This window comes from Shewanella indica (assembly GCF_002836975.1).
In the GTDB taxonomy this organism is placed as follows: Bacteria; Pseudomonadota; Gammaproteobacteria; order Enterobacterales; family Shewanellaceae; genus Shewanella; species Shewanella indica.
Map to the genome: position 1 here is coordinate 38,361 of NZ_NIJK01000003.1, position 13,988 is coordinate 52,348.

Consider the following 13,988-nt stretch of genomic DNA (forward strand, 5'->3'; position numbering starts at 1 on the left):
CTGGTATTTTTTTGCCCGCCATCTTGTCTATACACCTTCATCAAAGCATCATCCAACTTTAACAAAATAGAAACATTATTCTTGCACCCTGTTTGCCAAGTATGATATTTAAGTGTTGATAAAACATACAACAAAGGAGGTTGCCATGGATCGTTTGGATTATGGTAGTGCGCTAGATGAAGTCGTTGAAAGACCAAGCCGCTCTCGAAGCTCCAGCAAGAAGCGCAAATGGCGAGAGATTGAAGCACTGAAAGACAAACATCGCCTGCTGAAGGAGTTACAGGAGATAGACAGCAGTTTTAATTATGATATCGACAGCCTCCTCTGAATATGAGAGACATTAAAAAAAGAGCGCTTGGCGCTCTTTTTTGTTAATCGCTGACGAGTGTGACACGGATTTCTAAACACTACCAAAATTATCTATCGGCAGTATGAATGTAGTTTCTCAACTCATCAAACAACTGGTTATCATCGCTGCTGAACAAAGGATCCTCTATCAACTTCAATTCACACATACTTTGGATCTTCTGCCAGTCCTCATCCTGCAAGCTCTTGGCAAGCAGAGGAAAAATTTCCCGCTCCTCGTATAGCATGTGCTTCTCTTGCAAATCCACATACTCTTTTAATTCAGTAACCAATTTTTCCTTGGCCACGACGACATCGTTGAGAATAAGGTTAAGGGTCGCCATCAAGGTTGATGAGGCATCAATCAGCTTTTGATGTTCCTGTTCAAGGCGCCTGGTCGGCTCGGTACGGCTTTCCTTGATAAGAAAGTAGTCGTAAATGATATCTTCTAGCGGATGATGGCTATGTTCAGCATAGCCCTGCATGTACTCAACAACATCCCGTACCAGATTAAAATTGACATGCTCACCTTCGGCCAGCTTCTGGTATTTCCCCTTTAGCAACTTCAGCAATATGGCAATATGCTTATGGTCATTCATCAATCTTTGCAGCATAGGGCACTCCATCTTAAGTCGGGCCTTTCTAGGTAATAGTAGTAAACAGGCCAAAGATTACTCAATACTAACCATAGATGTTTTCCTGGGACATGATAAAGATCAAGGAAAATAACCTTCTAAATCAACAATTCATAAATTAGCGATAAATACAACACCTATTCTCTAACCACTGTTTGTCCAGTGAGGCTATCCGGCCATACTGTTATTGGCTCTTATCCAAGCTTTAGCAAGCATATCAACCCCGCAGACTTTCCTCCATCATCGCCAACATTCCTTTGAGAGAACTGCGGATACGATTAAATGCCTCACCGGCAGAGCTGGCTTCACGCAGGTGCCGCTCGACCATTGAGGTAAAGTAACTCTCCTGCTCTTCTGTCATGTCCAGCACATGAAAGCTGCTGCGAATTTCAGTAGTGATCCCAGATAAGGTATCGCAAAAGCGTTGATCCTGTTGCTGCATGGAATCACCCAGTTGTTTCATCAACAGGTGCAACCTATCCATCACCCGACGCAGCATCTGTTGGCGCTCTATATCCAATACCCTGGCCTCCAATCCTTCGACCACAACGGCAATCACGTCCCTGAGTCGGCCGTACAACACCTCATCCTCGACCGGCATATTCTTGATCAAGAATGACACATGCTTGTCGTTGCACATGGTTCGATTACCAAAGTCATATAGGCGTCCCTGTTTGTCCAAAAGCTCGAAAATATTGGCTTCTATCGGGCTTATCTGGGTGTTGTCCGGCACAAAATACTCGGCGCTGTCTGTGCGTATTTTCAGACAGGTATTGAGGTTGAGCTGACTCATCAGTTCAAAAAAAGCATCGGCAAGAGCACGGTAGTTGCTGCAAAGAAAACACTGGCGGAAGAACTGCAACACACAGCCATATTGGGACGATTCACTCATGGACTGAAACGCCATGTTTCTTGACATGGACTCAGCCTGCATCAGAGACTGTTTGCGCTGCTGATATTGCGCCACACTGCGAACCTTGGCCAACAGCTCTTTCAGCTCAAAGGGTTTGGCGATGAAATCCACCGCCCCGGCCTCATAGGCTTTAAGACGCTCATTAAGGGTATTCATACCGGAAACAAATACCACTGACGCCTCCCGCCCCTGTGATTGCAAGTGAGCACAGAGGTCCACACCGCTGGAATCCGGTAGATTGATATCCATCAGGATGATTTCAGGTGTCGCCGACTCCAACGCCGACAAATAAGCAGCTGCCGAGTCGAAAACTTGGACTGAGTAGTCATCCTGCAAGACTTCCTCTATCAAAGCCAGATAATCAAGATCATCATCCACCACCCAGACAGTTAAATTGTCCATAAATCTCCCTTACTGTCATCAGCAAACCTAATTCCCACCTGCTTGAGTGCCAGAGTCAGTCCTGTCAGATCAAAGGGTTTATGCAGTACCGGAAACGGCATCTCATCGGCGCTGGAAATACCTATGTTCTGGATAAAGCCGGAGATCAGCAACACCAGCAGAGAGTGTTTAACATTGAGTTTTTGTGCCAGTTCATAGCCGTTGATACCACCAGGCATCAACACATCTGTGATAAGGAGCTCGGCATCACAACGCTGCTGCTCGTAACGTTGCAACACTGTGATGGGGTCGTGGAACAACTCCACTTCAATCCCCAGTAAATCGCAATAGTCAGCCATCACCGCCAACATCTCCGGCTCATCATCCACTACGATTGCCTTCAAAGGCCGCCGCACCCTGGGCACTTCACTTGTGTAGGAGCCAAGCTGAGGTTCAAGGGTCAGTTTTCGACTCTGCGGAAACCATAATCTGAACTCAGTGCCACTCGACCCCGTATTCAGGATGGCGATATAACCCTTGGAACGTTTAACAAAACCGTACACCATAGCCAGTCCAAGACCTGTGCCCTTACTCTTGTCCTTGGTGGTAAAAAATGGGTCGAATACCTTGTCCTGAAAGGCTTTTGGAATACCACTGCCACCATCAATCACACTGATCCATACATAATGCCCGGGCTCCACCCGGGTCTTGCCTATGGCGATCCCGGGCAGATAACCACTCAAGTAGCAACTGCCGGTACGGATCTTGAGCTCTCCCTTGCCCTCCATGGCATCGCGGCCATTGAGCAGCAGATTCAATAAGGCGTCTTCCAGATCGCCTTTGTCGAGCATCACAGGCTTGTTATCCGGTGCCAGCTCAATACTCAAGGTTATTTGACTGGTCAAGGACTTGGCAAACAACTCCTGCAAACCTTCAATCACCTCATTGACCTGGCAAGGCTCGGCATTGAACTGTTCCTGGCGCGAAAACGACAACAGTCTGCGGGTCAAATCTGTGCCTCGCTGGCAGGCCTTAAAGGCGGTATTGAGGTATTTTTCAGCTTTGGGATCAGAGACTTTAAGCTGCATTAACTCCAGGTTGCCCTTCAATACCCCGAGAATATTGTTGAAGTCGTGGGCTATGCCGCCGACCAGCTCCCCTATGGCCTGCATCTTCTGGGTTCTGGCCACGGCCTGTTGCAACTGATGCTGCTCGCTGTAATCGCGACCTATTACGGCGTATATACGCCGACTTCGGGAAATACAGTAACAGTTGAGATGTAATAACTCCCTGCCGCCATCGCCTTTATGACACCAAAGCTCCCCGCTATAACAGCCCTTGCAGCGCAACTGCTCTTTGAAGGAGTCACTTTCTTCGCCTTCAAACAACAGGCCGGTTAAATTGGCGCCAACCAACTCCCGGTTGGCATATAAGGTCACAGCCGTGGCCGCCGGGTTGGCGTAAAGGATAAGTTCTCGCTCAGGTTCGAGACTAAATAGCAGTAATAAACTGTCGGCACCGTCTACAACGGCCTTGAAGCAGAGTTCATCCTCTGCCGACTGTGATGAACTACGGCTGAGTTGACATTGATAGATGGCCCCCACCAAGGGGCCGATATTGGCCTGACATGCAGCCAAAGACTCAAACCAACCGGGAGCCGATGAATGGAAAAACAACAATAGTTCTGAATTTTTGATGGGCCAGACAGTAAACTTCTGCCATTGATGAAGCTCTTGTTGGCTCGCTTCTTTAGCCCATTGATTAACACTGCTCCAAAGTGTCAGATAGATAACCGGATCCCGACACCAGCAGGTGACTGATTCCGACATATCATTGGCACCCAATTCTGAGCGTTCCACCATCAACAAAGCCTCTGCCCCTGAGGCATGTACCAGGGTCTGACACAGGGCTGGCAATACATCCTGTCCCCGGGTCAAACCCAATTGCAATTTAGCCAGTTCAATCAACAGTCGAGACCAATCGCCAGGGAATTCGGTTTGAGCCGCAGAGGAAAACACGTTAAAGTCCCTTTCCGTTGTTTTTCAGTCATTCAAGCATAGACAAGTTTGCAATATTAGCGACTTATCCAGCTTGCCAAATATATAGAGAGGCCTGGGTGACGAGTCAGGAAAGATGGGTTGGAGCCCATGTCAGCGCCCAAGGTGGTGTGGAAAATGCTCCGCTCAATGCCCACAAGATAGGGGCCAGTGCCTTTGCACTGTTTACCAAGAATCAACGACGCTGGCAGGCAGCAGCTTTAACCGAGCATTCCATCGCCGCCTTTCAGGAAAACTGCCAACAGTTGGGCTTCAGACCCGAGGCGATTCTGCCCCACGACAGCTATCTGATTAACCTGGGACATCCGGATCCCTTGCTGCTGGAAAAATCCCGCGACGCCTTTGTCGATGAGATGCTTCGCTGCAAACAATTGGGATTAACCTTGCTGAACTTTCATCCCGGCAGCCACTTGCGACAGATAAGCGAGAACCACTGTCTGCGTAACATCAGCGATTCAATCAACCTCGCATTGACAGCTTGTGATGGTGTTTGTGCCGTCATCGAAAATACCGCAGGACAAGGCTCCAACCTGGGACACAGCTTTGAACAACTGGCGCAGATCATAGACGGGGTTGAGGATAAATCCCGAGTCGGCGTTTGCCTGGATACCGCCCATATGTTTGCCGCAGGTTACGACATTCGTACTCAGGAAAGCTGCCGGGAAAGCTTTGACGCCTTTGGCCGTATCGTGGGCTTTCAATACCTCAAGGGCATGCACCTCAACGACAGCAAGACGGGACTCGGCAGTCGGGTCGACCGCCACGACTCCTTGGGCATGGGCGAAATAGGCAAAACCGCTTTCGAGTATATTCTCGGCCACCCCGCCACCAAGGGGATCCCCTTGGTATTGGAAACCATACGCCCGGAGATCTGGCCCGAAGAAATTGCCTGGCTGAAAAGCCTTAGCCGCTGACCCCAAGCCAGCGCCAAAGGGCTGCAACACATGGCGTGCTTAGCCTTATGTTTGTCCCTGGCTGATTTCTTTCAAGGCCTTGAGCGCCGCATCGTAATCTGGATGGTGAGACACATCCTTCACCAACTCACGGTATTTGAGCTGGCCATTGGCATCTATGATAAATATCGCTCTGGCCAGCAAGCCTCGGTTAGGGATCAGCAGACCATATTTATTACCAAAGTCGCGCCAGACTGAGTCTGACAATACCTTGATTTTATCGATATTCTCCACCTTGCAGAAACGTTTTTGGGCAAAGGGTAAGTCTTCACTGACGGTCAACATGACCACTGAATCATCAAACTTGCTGAACTCTTTATTGAACCTCTTGGTCTGCAGGGCACAGACGCCGGTATCCAGACTGGGAACTGCGCTGATAAGTACTGTCTTACCCTTGAAGTCACTTAAAGTCACCGGGGAAAACTTGTCATCCACCACCTTAAACCCTGGAGCAAGCTGGTTAAGCTCGGGCAATTTGCCCATCAGAGTGACACTCTGGCCCCCCATTCTGACCTCGGCGGCCACTTTCCCTTCTGCCGCCATAGTCGTGGCACTTGCCAAGGTCAATGCACACACAACACTCCACTTTGTCAGTTGCAACATAGTTTTCTCTCTCGCTCCAGCTTTAAATTCACCCTGGCTAATATAGCGCATTATCCGGACACAGGTACAAAAAGACCGGCATCTGCCGGTCTTCTTCTAAGAGCTTACTTGGATGGCAGCTCTTTGACATGCAGATCCATCTGAGGATATGGAATGCCAATACCGTTTTCGTCCAGAGACTGTTTAATCTGCTCCATCAGTTCGAAGTAGACACTCCAGTAATCCGCAGACTTCACCCAAGGGCGAACCACGTAATTAACCGAAGAGTCAGCCAGAGTGTGCAGACCCACTGTATAGCCAGGCTCTTTCAGCACTTTCTCGTGATTATCGAGAATGCTTGTCAGTATTTGCTTGGTATGACGGATATCAGCATCGTAAGAAACCCCGATCACCAGATCGATACGGCGCTTGTCCATAGCAGAGTAGTTGGTAATGCTACCGTTCATGATAGTGGAGTTAGGCACTATGATGACCTTGTTATCCGGCGTTTTCAGACGGGTAGAGAAGATGGTGATTTCATCTACAGTACCGGCAACACCTGCGGCTTCAACATAGTCACCCACACGGCAAGGGCGGAACAGTACCATCAAGACACCGGCGGCAAAGTTGGACAGTGAGCCCTGCAGTGCCAAGCCCACGGCCAAACCGGCAGCACCGAGAACCGCAACCAGAGAGGCTGTCTGAATACCTAGCTGCCCCAAGGTAGCGATAACGGTAAATACAAACACCACAGCCCAAGCCATATTGGCAACAAAGGAAACCACTGTCTGATCTATCTTGCGCTTGCCCAACATTTTGGCCGTGACTTTCTTGGCCACATTGGACAAATACTTACCGACAAAGAAAATGACAATGGCAAGCAGTATCTTGATGCCATAGGCCGCGATTAACTCGGGCGCTTGTTTGAACAGCCCTTCGAGATTTTCCATTAAAATACTCCCTTAAAAACCTTATTTAACTTACTTTTTTAAATCGACCACAAACTCAACCCTGCGGTTAAGGCTGCGACCCGAGACACTGGTATTATCGGCGGCAGGCTGCTTGCTGCCATATCCGTGAGTACTGAATTGCGCCCCCGGAAAACCATAATCCTCAATCAGCACCATTTTGGCACTTTCGGCCCTGGCTTCGGACAAAGGTTGATTTATGGCATCTGAACCGCTGATGTCGGCATGTCCTTCAATATGCAAGTTTACCTTATATTGATGAAGAAATGCTTTCATTCTGGCAAGTTGCGGCCACTGAGCCAGGGGGATCTGCGCCGAACCCAAGTCGAAATACAGCCTTACTGGCTTGGCTGTACCGCAATTTTGGGGATAGACGTCACCTGACGTTGTAGGTAAACAGATATCCGTCAGGGAGGGGGCTTTGTCCAAGACACAACCATTGGCGCTCACGGGTGCCTGTGTCGGGGTATCGGGACAGGCATCTTTTGCATCAGGGACACCGTCACCGTCAGAATCTTCCCAGGCAAACACAACGCTGCTCAGCAACAGCAGAGGAATCCCCCCCGCCAAGCCCAAATAACGGTTCACTCAGGCCTCCCTAACTATCAATCCTTCATCTGTATAGATGAGTTCCAGGCAGAACACAATCCGCCGCCGGTTTACCTGGCTTTAGTGCGCCAAGTCACAAGTCACCGGCTAACACATTGTATAATCGTCTTTAATTTTAGCCAAGATAAACCAGTATCTGCGGTAGTAAGTTGCTACAGCAGCTGAAATCTTCTGCATATAGTTACCTTTTTATAAAACACCTTGATGGGCCGATAGACTTGAGCCACAAGCAGTAATAGAGCCCGTTAAACAAAAGGTTGTAGCAAAAGAAGCTCCCAGAATACCGGCTTCGATAAAAAAGCGTTGAACAAACTGGTTTCCAGCGCCAAGGCAATAGCGGGAACCGTCACCCAAATGAGTCGGCCTTCCCCCAAGGGTATGCAATAACCTGAGTCCAATACCACGCGCATCACGGTTATTGCCGTAAAACCGCTTAAACCCCCGGGTTGTACAAGTAGTTCCACTCAATGGCATAAGACTTAAGAAAACACTCACGCCTGTCACTGTGTCCACAGAACTGCCCTTGGTCCAAGAGGCAATGTGTAAGGGGGAAATTGCTGGCCGTAAAACTGGATTTTGAACTAGACGGCTGGCAGGCCAATGTGTATGTACTTCAGTCATCGGTCAGCCAGATATCCAGAGTCAATGTCAGAATGCGGCAACTGCTGCGCGAACGGCTTAAAAAACAATAAAGCGGCTTTGCGCCGCTTTATTCCGATACTGGATTTCCTAAATGGACCTAGTGGAACTCAGAGGTTATTTTTCCACCTTGGGCGGGAAGTTGCTCATCACACTGGCAACCGCCTCGTTAACCTTGGTAATTCGCTTTTGCGGAGTATCGCTGTCGCGAATGGTATCAGCCACCGAGCCACGCCAGATGAGCTTGCCTGACCTGGCGTCGACCAGATCCACAATCAAGGTACCGACTTCATATTCGCGTACTGTGGTTTGGGTCTGCATATTGCCACCCCAGCCCCAACCTGGCCCCCAATATGGATTGTAGCCATAGTTGGTGTTGAAAGTGTCGACATTGATTTTCTTGTCTACCTTGGTCAGATAGTTAACCAGAATATCGGCGTTTTCCTTGGTAGCAATCTGCAAGCCCTTTTGTGCCAACTGCCGATCCAAGGCATCACGCACTCGCTGATCCATCAACCCATCCAGATGATAGCTGGTGTCTTCGGATTGCTTTTCCACCCAGGCATAACTCTTGTACTGGCTGAAATTCACACCCGGGTCATAATCCCAGCCAGTATTCAGTGTACTGCAAGCACTTAACATCAGTGCCAATGCGGCTGTTATCAGATACTTCATCGAAATTTCCTCGTTTACCCAGGCCTGGAAATGGCCACAAAAACCCATGAAATCAGCTTACATTTCAATCTTCTGCTCTACAACTGAATTTAACAAAATTTAGTTTACCGATTCAGCTTGACTTCAGTATGACACTTAATGATAATGATTATCATGTAGATTAATCCTTGGATGACTCATGCTTTGGTATCTCGCATTCTTTATTATTGCCAGTGGCGTTTTGTTGACTCGAAACTCTCTGCTGCAACAAACCCAGCAACTAGCCGGAATAGGCAGCATCAATCAAGCCAGGCGTTTGCTTATCCTGCCGCTGCTCATTCTCGGTTGGCTCGGTGCCAGATTGGTCGAGCAACAGATTTCACCTTTTGATCTGGCCGCTTTCGGCTTCGTGCTGACGACACTGACACTACTACTGCCCAAACTTAGAATGCTGATGCTGCCCTGCGCCTTTTTATCTGTGATGGCAGTGCTGGGCGGAATACTACTTTCCTGACACCTTCTTGTGATTGCCGGCGTCCAAGCCGGTTGCTGATCTTGTTCCCTGCGCAATTTCAGTTTTTTACCAGCCACCTTAACGGTGGCTTTTTTTTGATTTCAGCGGCTTGGAGCAAGCCATTGGGCGCTTAGACTAAATCTGCTAGACTGCGCCCATAAACCATAGATCAGCATCGACAATGAAAACAGATCCTAATGTCAGTTTGGTATACAGTACCGACAAAGGCCGTATCAGCCAGTCCAAGGAAGAACCCGCCATCCCGGCATCCGATGGTATAGTGCGGATCCATAAAGACAGCAAGGGCCGCAAAGGCAAAGGTGTTTCAGTGATCAAAGGGCTGGGACTGGATGCCAAGGCGCTGAAAGAACTGGCGCAAAAACTCAAGAAGCAATGCGGTTGCGGTGGCACGGTAAAAGCGTTCGACATCGAGATTCAAACCGACAATCGAGAGCAACTCCAGGGCCTGCTGGAGAAGCTGGGCTACAAGGTGAAGCTGGCCGGCGGCTGACAGGCAACAAGTACCAGGAGCAGTATGATGGACAGTTTGCAAAATCATTTTCTTATCGCCATGCCTTCGCTCGATGATACCTTCTTCGAGCGTTCACTCATCTATGTGTGCGAGCATGACAACAAGGGTGCCATGGGACTCATGGTCAACCGCCCCATAGGTATTGAAGTTGACGAGTTGCTGCTGCAGATGGAGTTGGCAGAAGAGGTATCCCTCAAGCCATCAGTAGACAACAGTGTACTGGTGGGCGGCCCGGTCAACCCGGAGCGGGGCTTTGTACTGCACAGCAGTCAACCCTATTGGGCCAACAGCACTGCCATCAATGACGAGATAATGCTGACCAGTTCACGGGATATTCTGACCTCCCTTGGCACCTCAAAGGCGCCGGAGCATTTTCTGGTGGCACTGGGATACGCGGGTTGGAGCCGCCACCAGCTGGAACAGGAGCTGGCAGAAAACAGCTGGCTGACCATTCCCGCCACACCCGAGATACTGTTCAATACTCCCCATGAGCATCGCTGGCTCAAGGCCACCCAATCACTGGGATTCGATATCTGGCAAATGTCCAGCCAGATGGGACACGCTTGATTACAGAGGCAAAATGACTGCAAAAACCGTACTGGGCTTCGATTTCGGCACCAAGAGCATAGGCATAGCCATAGGTCAGCAGTTGACCGGCAGTGCCAGCCCACTGACATCCATCAAGGCAGTGGATGGTATTCCCGATTGGCAGCAGATAGCGGCTTTAATCGAAGAATGGCAGCCGGATCTGGTGGTGGTGGGGCTGCCACTCAATATGGATGGCACGGAGCAGGAGATGACCCAGAGAGCCCGTAAGTTTGCCAACCGTATTGCCGGGCGTTTCGGTGTCAAGGTGGCCACTCAGGATGAGCGCCTGACCACGGCCGATGCCAAGGCCAGATTATTTGAACTCGGTGGCTTCAAGGCGCTGACCAAGGGCCAGATCGATGCCGTATCTGCTGTGCTGATCATCGAAAGCTATTTCGAGAACCAGTACTGAAATCTCAGGCGGCTTAAAGACTCCCGGAGAATTTAAGCCGCAGCTGGCCCAATCTTATTTCTGCTTCCCCAGGAATGAGTCTCATCTGTCCGGCCCCAGACCCTGCCCCAAAGCTATCAGGACCTTTTGCCGGCCAACTGTCTGAGCCCCTGCAACAAAGCCTCCATATCCTCACCATCGGTATAGATATGCGGCGAAAAGCGAAAACCGAACCTTGGGCGCAAGTCCGTCTTGATCCCCACTCGATTGAACACTTGCTGCGCCGCCTGCCTATCGGCGAAATCGACTACCACAGTGCCACTGCGCTCACCGATGATATTGGGCGTCACCACCTTAAGTTCATGACTCAAGGCACAATCCAGGATCCCCTGCCCCAGGCGCTGATTGTGTTGATAGATTTGACTATCGCCGAAAGCGCGCAGCTGCTGCAGTGACGCCGCCGCCAGCATGTAAGGCAATACGGAAGGCGTACCACCCCAAAACCTTTTTGCTCCCTTGGCATAGCGAAAATCATGGATATCAAACTCAAACGGCGCCTCATGGGAGAACCATCCCAGATCCACAGGCTCCAGCGTCTGGGCCAACCTATCGCTGAGCCATAAAAAGGCAGCCCCCGGGCCAGCGCAACACCATTTAACGCAGGAACCCAAGACAGCATCAGCCTGCCACTGCCCCAAATCTATCGGTATGACTCCAAGAGACTGGGCAATATCCACCACAGTCATTACTCCTAAGCTTCGGGCCAGAGCGCAAATTTCACTCACTGACTGTAACTGACCGGTTTCAGAAATGGCATGGGTGATAAAGGCCAGCGCCACATCCTCTCCCAAGGCCTGTTGCCACTGACTCAAAGACACCAGCCCGGCTTGCGGCTCAAGTAGCTGCAGGCGGTAGCCCTTCTTCTCGGCCTGTTGCAGTACAAACCCCATGGAGGGGAAATCCAGTTCGGTGGCCAAGATCCGCTGACCGGGCTTGGCATTCGGCAGGGCGCCGACTAGCTTGGATAAAGCCGAAGAGAGATTCAGCTGCGGGCAAAAGCCACTGGCGGGAACTCGGGTCAAAGCCGCAAGTTGCTGCAAAAACTGCTCAACCCCCTCGAGCCACACAGGCCAGGCGTCACCGCCTTGATGCTTCCAGGCGCCGAGAAACTCGCCGGCCGCAGCTTCGCAATCTTTTGGCATGGCGCCCACAGAATGGGACAAAAAATAGTGCCCTTCGGGCAGATGAAAACGCGATTTCAACGACATTCCAGGCTCCTCAGTCGGCAATCGAGTCGCGTTTGACACCGTAAACACCGCCCCAGATATCTGTCATCTGACCACGAATTTGCCATAGTTTAGGGAAAAACTGCATCTTCATACCTGAGTTGAGGATTTCGGTGCTGCGCCCCTTCAGCGACATGCTGTCTATGCCTATGCTTCTGTGAATGAGTTTGATGTGGTGGTAACGGAAGTGCTGAAACAGCTGGTCGTACTCTATCATGGCCTCGGCCACCATATAGCTTTCATCATGATGGTATTCACTGTTGTATATCTGCTCGACCGTCAGCCCCTTTTGCTCAAGATAGACTCGCTCAAAGGTGAGCCACAGCGGCTTATAAAGCTGCAACAGGGTTCTGAATCCCGGTGATTCCTGACCGCTGCCGTTGCCCAGCTGCAGCCGAATTGCCTGATAATCCTTGATGGACATGGTATCAAGAATACTCAGTTGCTCGATAAGAAACCCCATCGCCTTATGTACCCGGGCAAACAGGGTCAACACCTTAAAGGTCTCCCCTGCGGCCATACGCTCATCAATCTCCAGCAGGGTGTAACAGATGAGCTTCATCCACAACTCCTCCGACTGATGCACTATTTGAAACTGCAGCTCATCGGCGTTACACAGCTGCTCATAGGGCTTCTGACAGCTGAGCAATTTGGGAGTATTGAGGTACTTTTCATAATCCAGTCGACCCTCTCCGGCCATGCTGGCATATATCTGCTCGCGATCCATGATGCCTTATCCTTATTCTTCTATTGTTAACCATAAATTAACATTCAACTTGCCAAGCTAAGGCATAGCGTGGCAGGCAACAAGGGCAGCGAAGCGATCCGCAAAGAAAGGTAGTGTCAAATATTGTTGGCAGGGCTGCCGGATTGCAGCCCTGAATAGGGGGAAAGAGCGCTTACAGATAGGGACGAACCAGCTCAGCCATCATTTCTATATGGCGCGGTCTGTCATTGAGCGCCGCTATATAGCGGAATGACTTACCACCGGCCTGCTCGAAGAACTCACGGTTCTGCCCGGCAATCTCCTCCAGAGTTTCCAGGCAATCAGCGCTGAATGCCGGACAGGCAACGGCTACATCTGTGATCCCCTGCTTTGGCAGAGCCATCATGGTTTCATCCGTGTAAGGGCCCAGCCATTTGGCCTTGCCGAAACGGGACTGGAAGCTGCTGATCACATCATCCTCTGCCAGCCCAAGACGCTCGGCCAACAATCTTGAGGTCTTGATACAGAAGCAGTAGTAAGGGTCGCCCAGCTTGAGATTCCGCTCCGGCATACCATGGTACGACAGCACCAATTTCTGCGGTTTGCCGTGTTGGGCAAAGTCTGCTTCGATGGACTCGGCCAGCGCCTCGATAAACAGCGGATTATCGTGGTAGGTATGGATAAAATGCAGCGACGGCAGGTAACGCCATTGAGTCAACTCTTTGGCTATGGCATCAAACGCAGAGCCCGTGGTAGGGCCGGCATATTGAGGATAGAGCGGCAGTACAACCAGTTTATCAACCCCTTGGTTGTGCAGGCGTTTGAGCACATCGCCCACCGCCGGGTTGCCGTAACGCATCGCCAAGGCAACTTCGGCTTCAACACCTTCGGCCTTGAGCTTTTCTGCCAAGGCCCGGGTCTGGCGCTCACTGATATCCATCAGTGGTGAGCCCTTATCAGTCCACACCTCACGGTAAAGGGCCGCCGATTTGGCTGGCCTGACCCTGAGAATAATGCCGTGGAGAATAAGCTTCCACAGCGCCTTGGGGATCTCCACCACCCTGGGATCGGAGAGAAATTCGGCCAGATAACGCCGCACCGCCGCGGGTGTCGGTGCGTCCGGCGTCCCCAGATTCAACAGCAATATCCCGGTTTTACCACGCCCGGCGTGGCCCTTGTCTTTATCAAGACCGATAAACTTAGCCAAAATCACCTCAGATAGAAAACGAATAAGT

The 13,988-nt window shown here is 50.5% G+C and carries 17 protein-coding genes; 7 read left to right on the top strand and 10 right to left on the bottom strand.

What is annotated here, in order from left to right:
* Nucleotides 1-145: 145 nt before the first annotated feature.
* Entirely contained in the window at nucleotides 146-328 is a 183-nt protein-coding gene (locus CX650_RS00400) for a DUF3545 family protein (protein WP_071477005.1), read from the top strand.
* An 88-nt stretch (nucleotides 329-416) separates the two neighbouring features.
* Here the strand turns inward: CX650_RS00400 and CX650_RS00405 are convergent, their stop codons facing one another.
* The 3 genes from CX650_RS00405 to CX650_RS00415 all read right to left on the bottom strand — a co-directional run bounded on the left by CX650_RS00405 (nucleotide 417) and on the right by CX650_RS00415 (nucleotide 4,292).
* The gene (locus CX650_RS00405; RefSeq protein ID WP_039034893.1) at nucleotides 417-959 is read right to left on the bottom strand and encodes a hemerythrin domain-containing protein; all 543 of its coding nucleotides are present in this window, start codon (nucleotides 957-959) and stop codon (nucleotides 417-419) included.
* Nucleotides 960-1,197: 238 nt separating this feature from the next.
* The gene (locus CX650_RS00410) at nucleotides 1,198-2,295 is read right to left on the bottom strand and encodes a response regulator transcription factor (protein WP_101094714.1); all 1,098 of its coding nucleotides are present in this window, start codon (nucleotides 2,293-2,295) and stop codon (nucleotides 1,198-1,200) included.
* Complete coding sequence (locus CX650_RS00415) at nucleotides 2,283-4,292, bottom strand: hybrid sensor histidine kinase/response regulator (RefSeq protein WP_229800085.1); 2,010 nt, start codon at nucleotides 4,290-4,292, stop codon at nucleotides 2,283-2,285. Before CX650_RS00415 ends, CX650_RS00410 begins: the two co-directional genes overlap by 13 nt.
* Before the next feature lie 98 nt (nucleotides 4,293-4,390).
* On the opposite strand from CX650_RS00415, the gene nfo reads away from it, so the two are divergent.
* Complete coding sequence (nfo, locus tag CX650_RS00420) at nucleotides 4,391-5,245, top strand: deoxyribonuclease IV (protein ID WP_101094715.1); 855 nt, start codon at nucleotides 4,391-4,393, stop codon at nucleotides 5,243-5,245.
* 45 nt (nucleotides 5,246-5,290) lie between these two features.
* On the opposite strand, the gene tpx is transcribed toward nfo, so the two are convergent.
* From tpx to CX650_RS00435, 3 genes are all read right to left on the bottom strand, one after another.
* Nucleotides 5,291-5,827: a thiol peroxidase gene (gene tpx, locus CX650_RS00425; protein WP_229800086.1), complete on the bottom strand. Its 537-nt coding sequence runs from the start codon at nucleotides 5,825-5,827 to the stop codon at nucleotides 5,291-5,293.
* A gap of 164 nt (nucleotides 5,828-5,991) precedes the next feature.
* On the bottom strand, nucleotides 5,992-6,816 hold the full coding sequence (locus tag CX650_RS00430) for a mechanosensitive ion channel family protein (protein ID WP_101094716.1): 825 nt from the start codon (nucleotides 6,814-6,816) through the stop codon (nucleotides 5,992-5,994).
* 30 nt (nucleotides 6,817-6,846) lie between these two features.
* Nucleotides 6,847-7,422, bottom strand: coding sequence for an OmpA family protein (locus CX650_RS00435; RefSeq protein WP_101094717.1), 576 nt, complete (start codon nucleotides 7,420-7,422; stop codon nucleotides 6,847-6,849).
* 575 nt (nucleotides 7,423-7,997) lie between these two features.
* Between CX650_RS00435 and CX650_RS19960 the strand changes: the two genes are divergently transcribed.
* On the top strand, nucleotides 7,998-8,135 hold the full coding sequence (locus CX650_RS19960) for a hypothetical protein (RefSeq protein WP_157822968.1): 138 nt from the start codon (nucleotides 7,998-8,000) through the stop codon (nucleotides 8,133-8,135).
* A gap of 64 nt (nucleotides 8,136-8,199) precedes the next feature.
* On the opposite strand, the gene CX650_RS00440 is transcribed toward CX650_RS19960, so the two are convergent.
* Entirely contained in the window at nucleotides 8,200-8,757 is a 558-nt protein-coding gene (locus CX650_RS00440; protein ID WP_101094718.1) for a DUF4136 domain-containing protein, read from the bottom strand.
* Between the two features lie 178 nt (nucleotides 8,758-8,935).
* On the opposite strand from CX650_RS00440, the gene CX650_RS00445 reads away from it, so the two are divergent.
* The 4 genes from CX650_RS00445 (at nucleotide 8,936) to ruvX (ending at nucleotide 10,782) form a co-directional block, all read left to right on the top strand.
* Nucleotides 8,936-9,250: a hypothetical protein gene (locus CX650_RS00445; RefSeq protein ID WP_052248172.1), complete on the top strand. Its 315-nt coding sequence runs from the start codon at nucleotides 8,936-8,938 to the stop codon at nucleotides 9,248-9,250.
* Nucleotides 9,251-9,431: 181 nt separating this feature from the next.
* The gene (gene yciH, locus CX650_RS00450; protein ID WP_039034898.1) at nucleotides 9,432-9,761 is read left to right on the top strand and encodes a stress response translation initiation inhibitor YciH; all 330 of its coding nucleotides are present in this window, start codon (nucleotides 9,432-9,434) and stop codon (nucleotides 9,759-9,761) included.
* Between the two features lie 27 nt (nucleotides 9,762-9,788).
* A complete protein-coding gene (locus tag CX650_RS00455; protein ID WP_039034899.1) occupies nucleotides 9,789-10,349 on the top strand; it encodes a YqgE/AlgH family protein in 561 nt (186 codons plus the stop codon).
* A gap of 13 nt (nucleotides 10,350-10,362) precedes the next feature.
* Nucleotides 10,363-10,782 (top strand): Holliday junction resolvase RuvX, encoded by a 420-nt coding sequence (ruvX, locus tag CX650_RS00460; protein WP_025009458.1) that lies wholly within the window; start codon nucleotides 10,363-10,365, stop codon nucleotides 10,780-10,782.
* 116 nt (nucleotides 10,783-10,898) lie between these two features.
* Here ruvX and CX650_RS00465 read toward each other — a convergent pair whose 3' ends face one another.
* The 3 genes from CX650_RS00465 to hemH all read right to left on the bottom strand — a co-directional run bounded on the left by CX650_RS00465 (nucleotide 10,899) and on the right by hemH (nucleotide 13,960).
* On the bottom strand, nucleotides 10,899-12,029 hold the full coding sequence (locus tag CX650_RS00465) for an aminotransferase class V-fold PLP-dependent enzyme (protein ID WP_101094719.1): 1,131 nt from the start codon (nucleotides 12,027-12,029) through the stop codon (nucleotides 10,899-10,901).
* Nucleotides 12,030-12,039: 10 nt separating this feature from the next.
* Nucleotides 12,040-12,774 carry a tryptophan 2,3-dioxygenase family protein gene (locus CX650_RS00470; RefSeq protein WP_039034901.1) on the bottom strand — a complete coding sequence of 245 codons (735 nt, stop codon included), beginning with the start codon at nucleotides 12,772-12,774 and terminating at the stop codon, nucleotides 12,040-12,042.
* 172 nt (nucleotides 12,775-12,946) lie between these two features.
* Nucleotides 12,947-13,960 carry a ferrochelatase gene (hemH, locus tag CX650_RS00475; RefSeq protein WP_100145767.1) on the bottom strand — a complete coding sequence of 338 codons (1,014 nt, stop codon included), beginning with the start codon at nucleotides 13,958-13,960 and terminating at the stop codon, nucleotides 12,947-12,949.
* Between the last annotated feature and the right edge of the window lie 28 nt (nucleotides 13,961-13,988).

Excerpts from the sequence above, each read along its gene's own strand:
- CX650_RS00400 (WP_071477005.1), top strand. The coding sequence starts at position 146 with ATGGATCGTTTGGATTATGGTAGTGCGCTAGATGAAGTCGTTGAAAGA.
- CX650_RS00405 (WP_039034893.1), bottom strand. The coding sequence starts at position 959 with ATGCTGCAAAGATTGATGAATGACCATAAGCATATTGCCATATTGCTG.
- CX650_RS00410 (WP_101094714.1), bottom strand. The coding sequence starts at position 2,295 with ATGGACAATTTAACTGTCTGGGTGGTGGATGATGATCTTGATTATCTG.
- tpx (WP_229800086.1), bottom strand. The coding sequence starts at position 5,827 with ATGGCGGCAGAAGGGAAAGTGGCCGCCGAGGTCAGAATGGGGGGCCAG.
- CX650_RS00430 (WP_101094716.1), bottom strand. The coding sequence starts at position 6,816 with ATGGAAAATCTCGAAGGGCTGTTCAAACAAGCGCCCGAGTTAATCGCG.
- CX650_RS00440 (WP_101094718.1), bottom strand. The coding sequence starts at position 8,757 with ATGAAGTATCTGATAACAGCCGCATTGGCACTGATGTTAAGTGCTTGC.
- CX650_RS00445 (WP_052248172.1), top strand. The coding sequence starts at position 8,936 with ATGCTTTGGTATCTCGCATTCTTTATTATTGCCAGTGGCGTTTTGTTG.
- yciH (WP_039034898.1), top strand. The coding sequence starts at position 9,432 with ATGAAAACAGATCCTAATGTCAGTTTGGTATACAGTACCGACAAAGGC.
- CX650_RS00455 (WP_039034899.1), top strand. The coding sequence starts at position 9,789 with ATGGACAGTTTGCAAAATCATTTTCTTATCGCCATGCCTTCGCTCGAT.
- ruvX (WP_025009458.1), top strand. The coding sequence starts at position 10,363 with ATGACTGCAAAAACCGTACTGGGCTTCGATTTCGGCACCAAGAGCATA.
- CX650_RS00465 (WP_101094719.1), bottom strand. The coding sequence starts at position 12,029 with ATGTCGTTGAAATCGCGTTTTCATCTGCCCGAAGGGCACTATTTTTTG.
- CX650_RS00470 (WP_039034901.1), bottom strand. The coding sequence starts at position 12,774 with ATGGATCGCGAGCAGATATATGCCAGCATGGCCGGAGAGGGTCGACTG.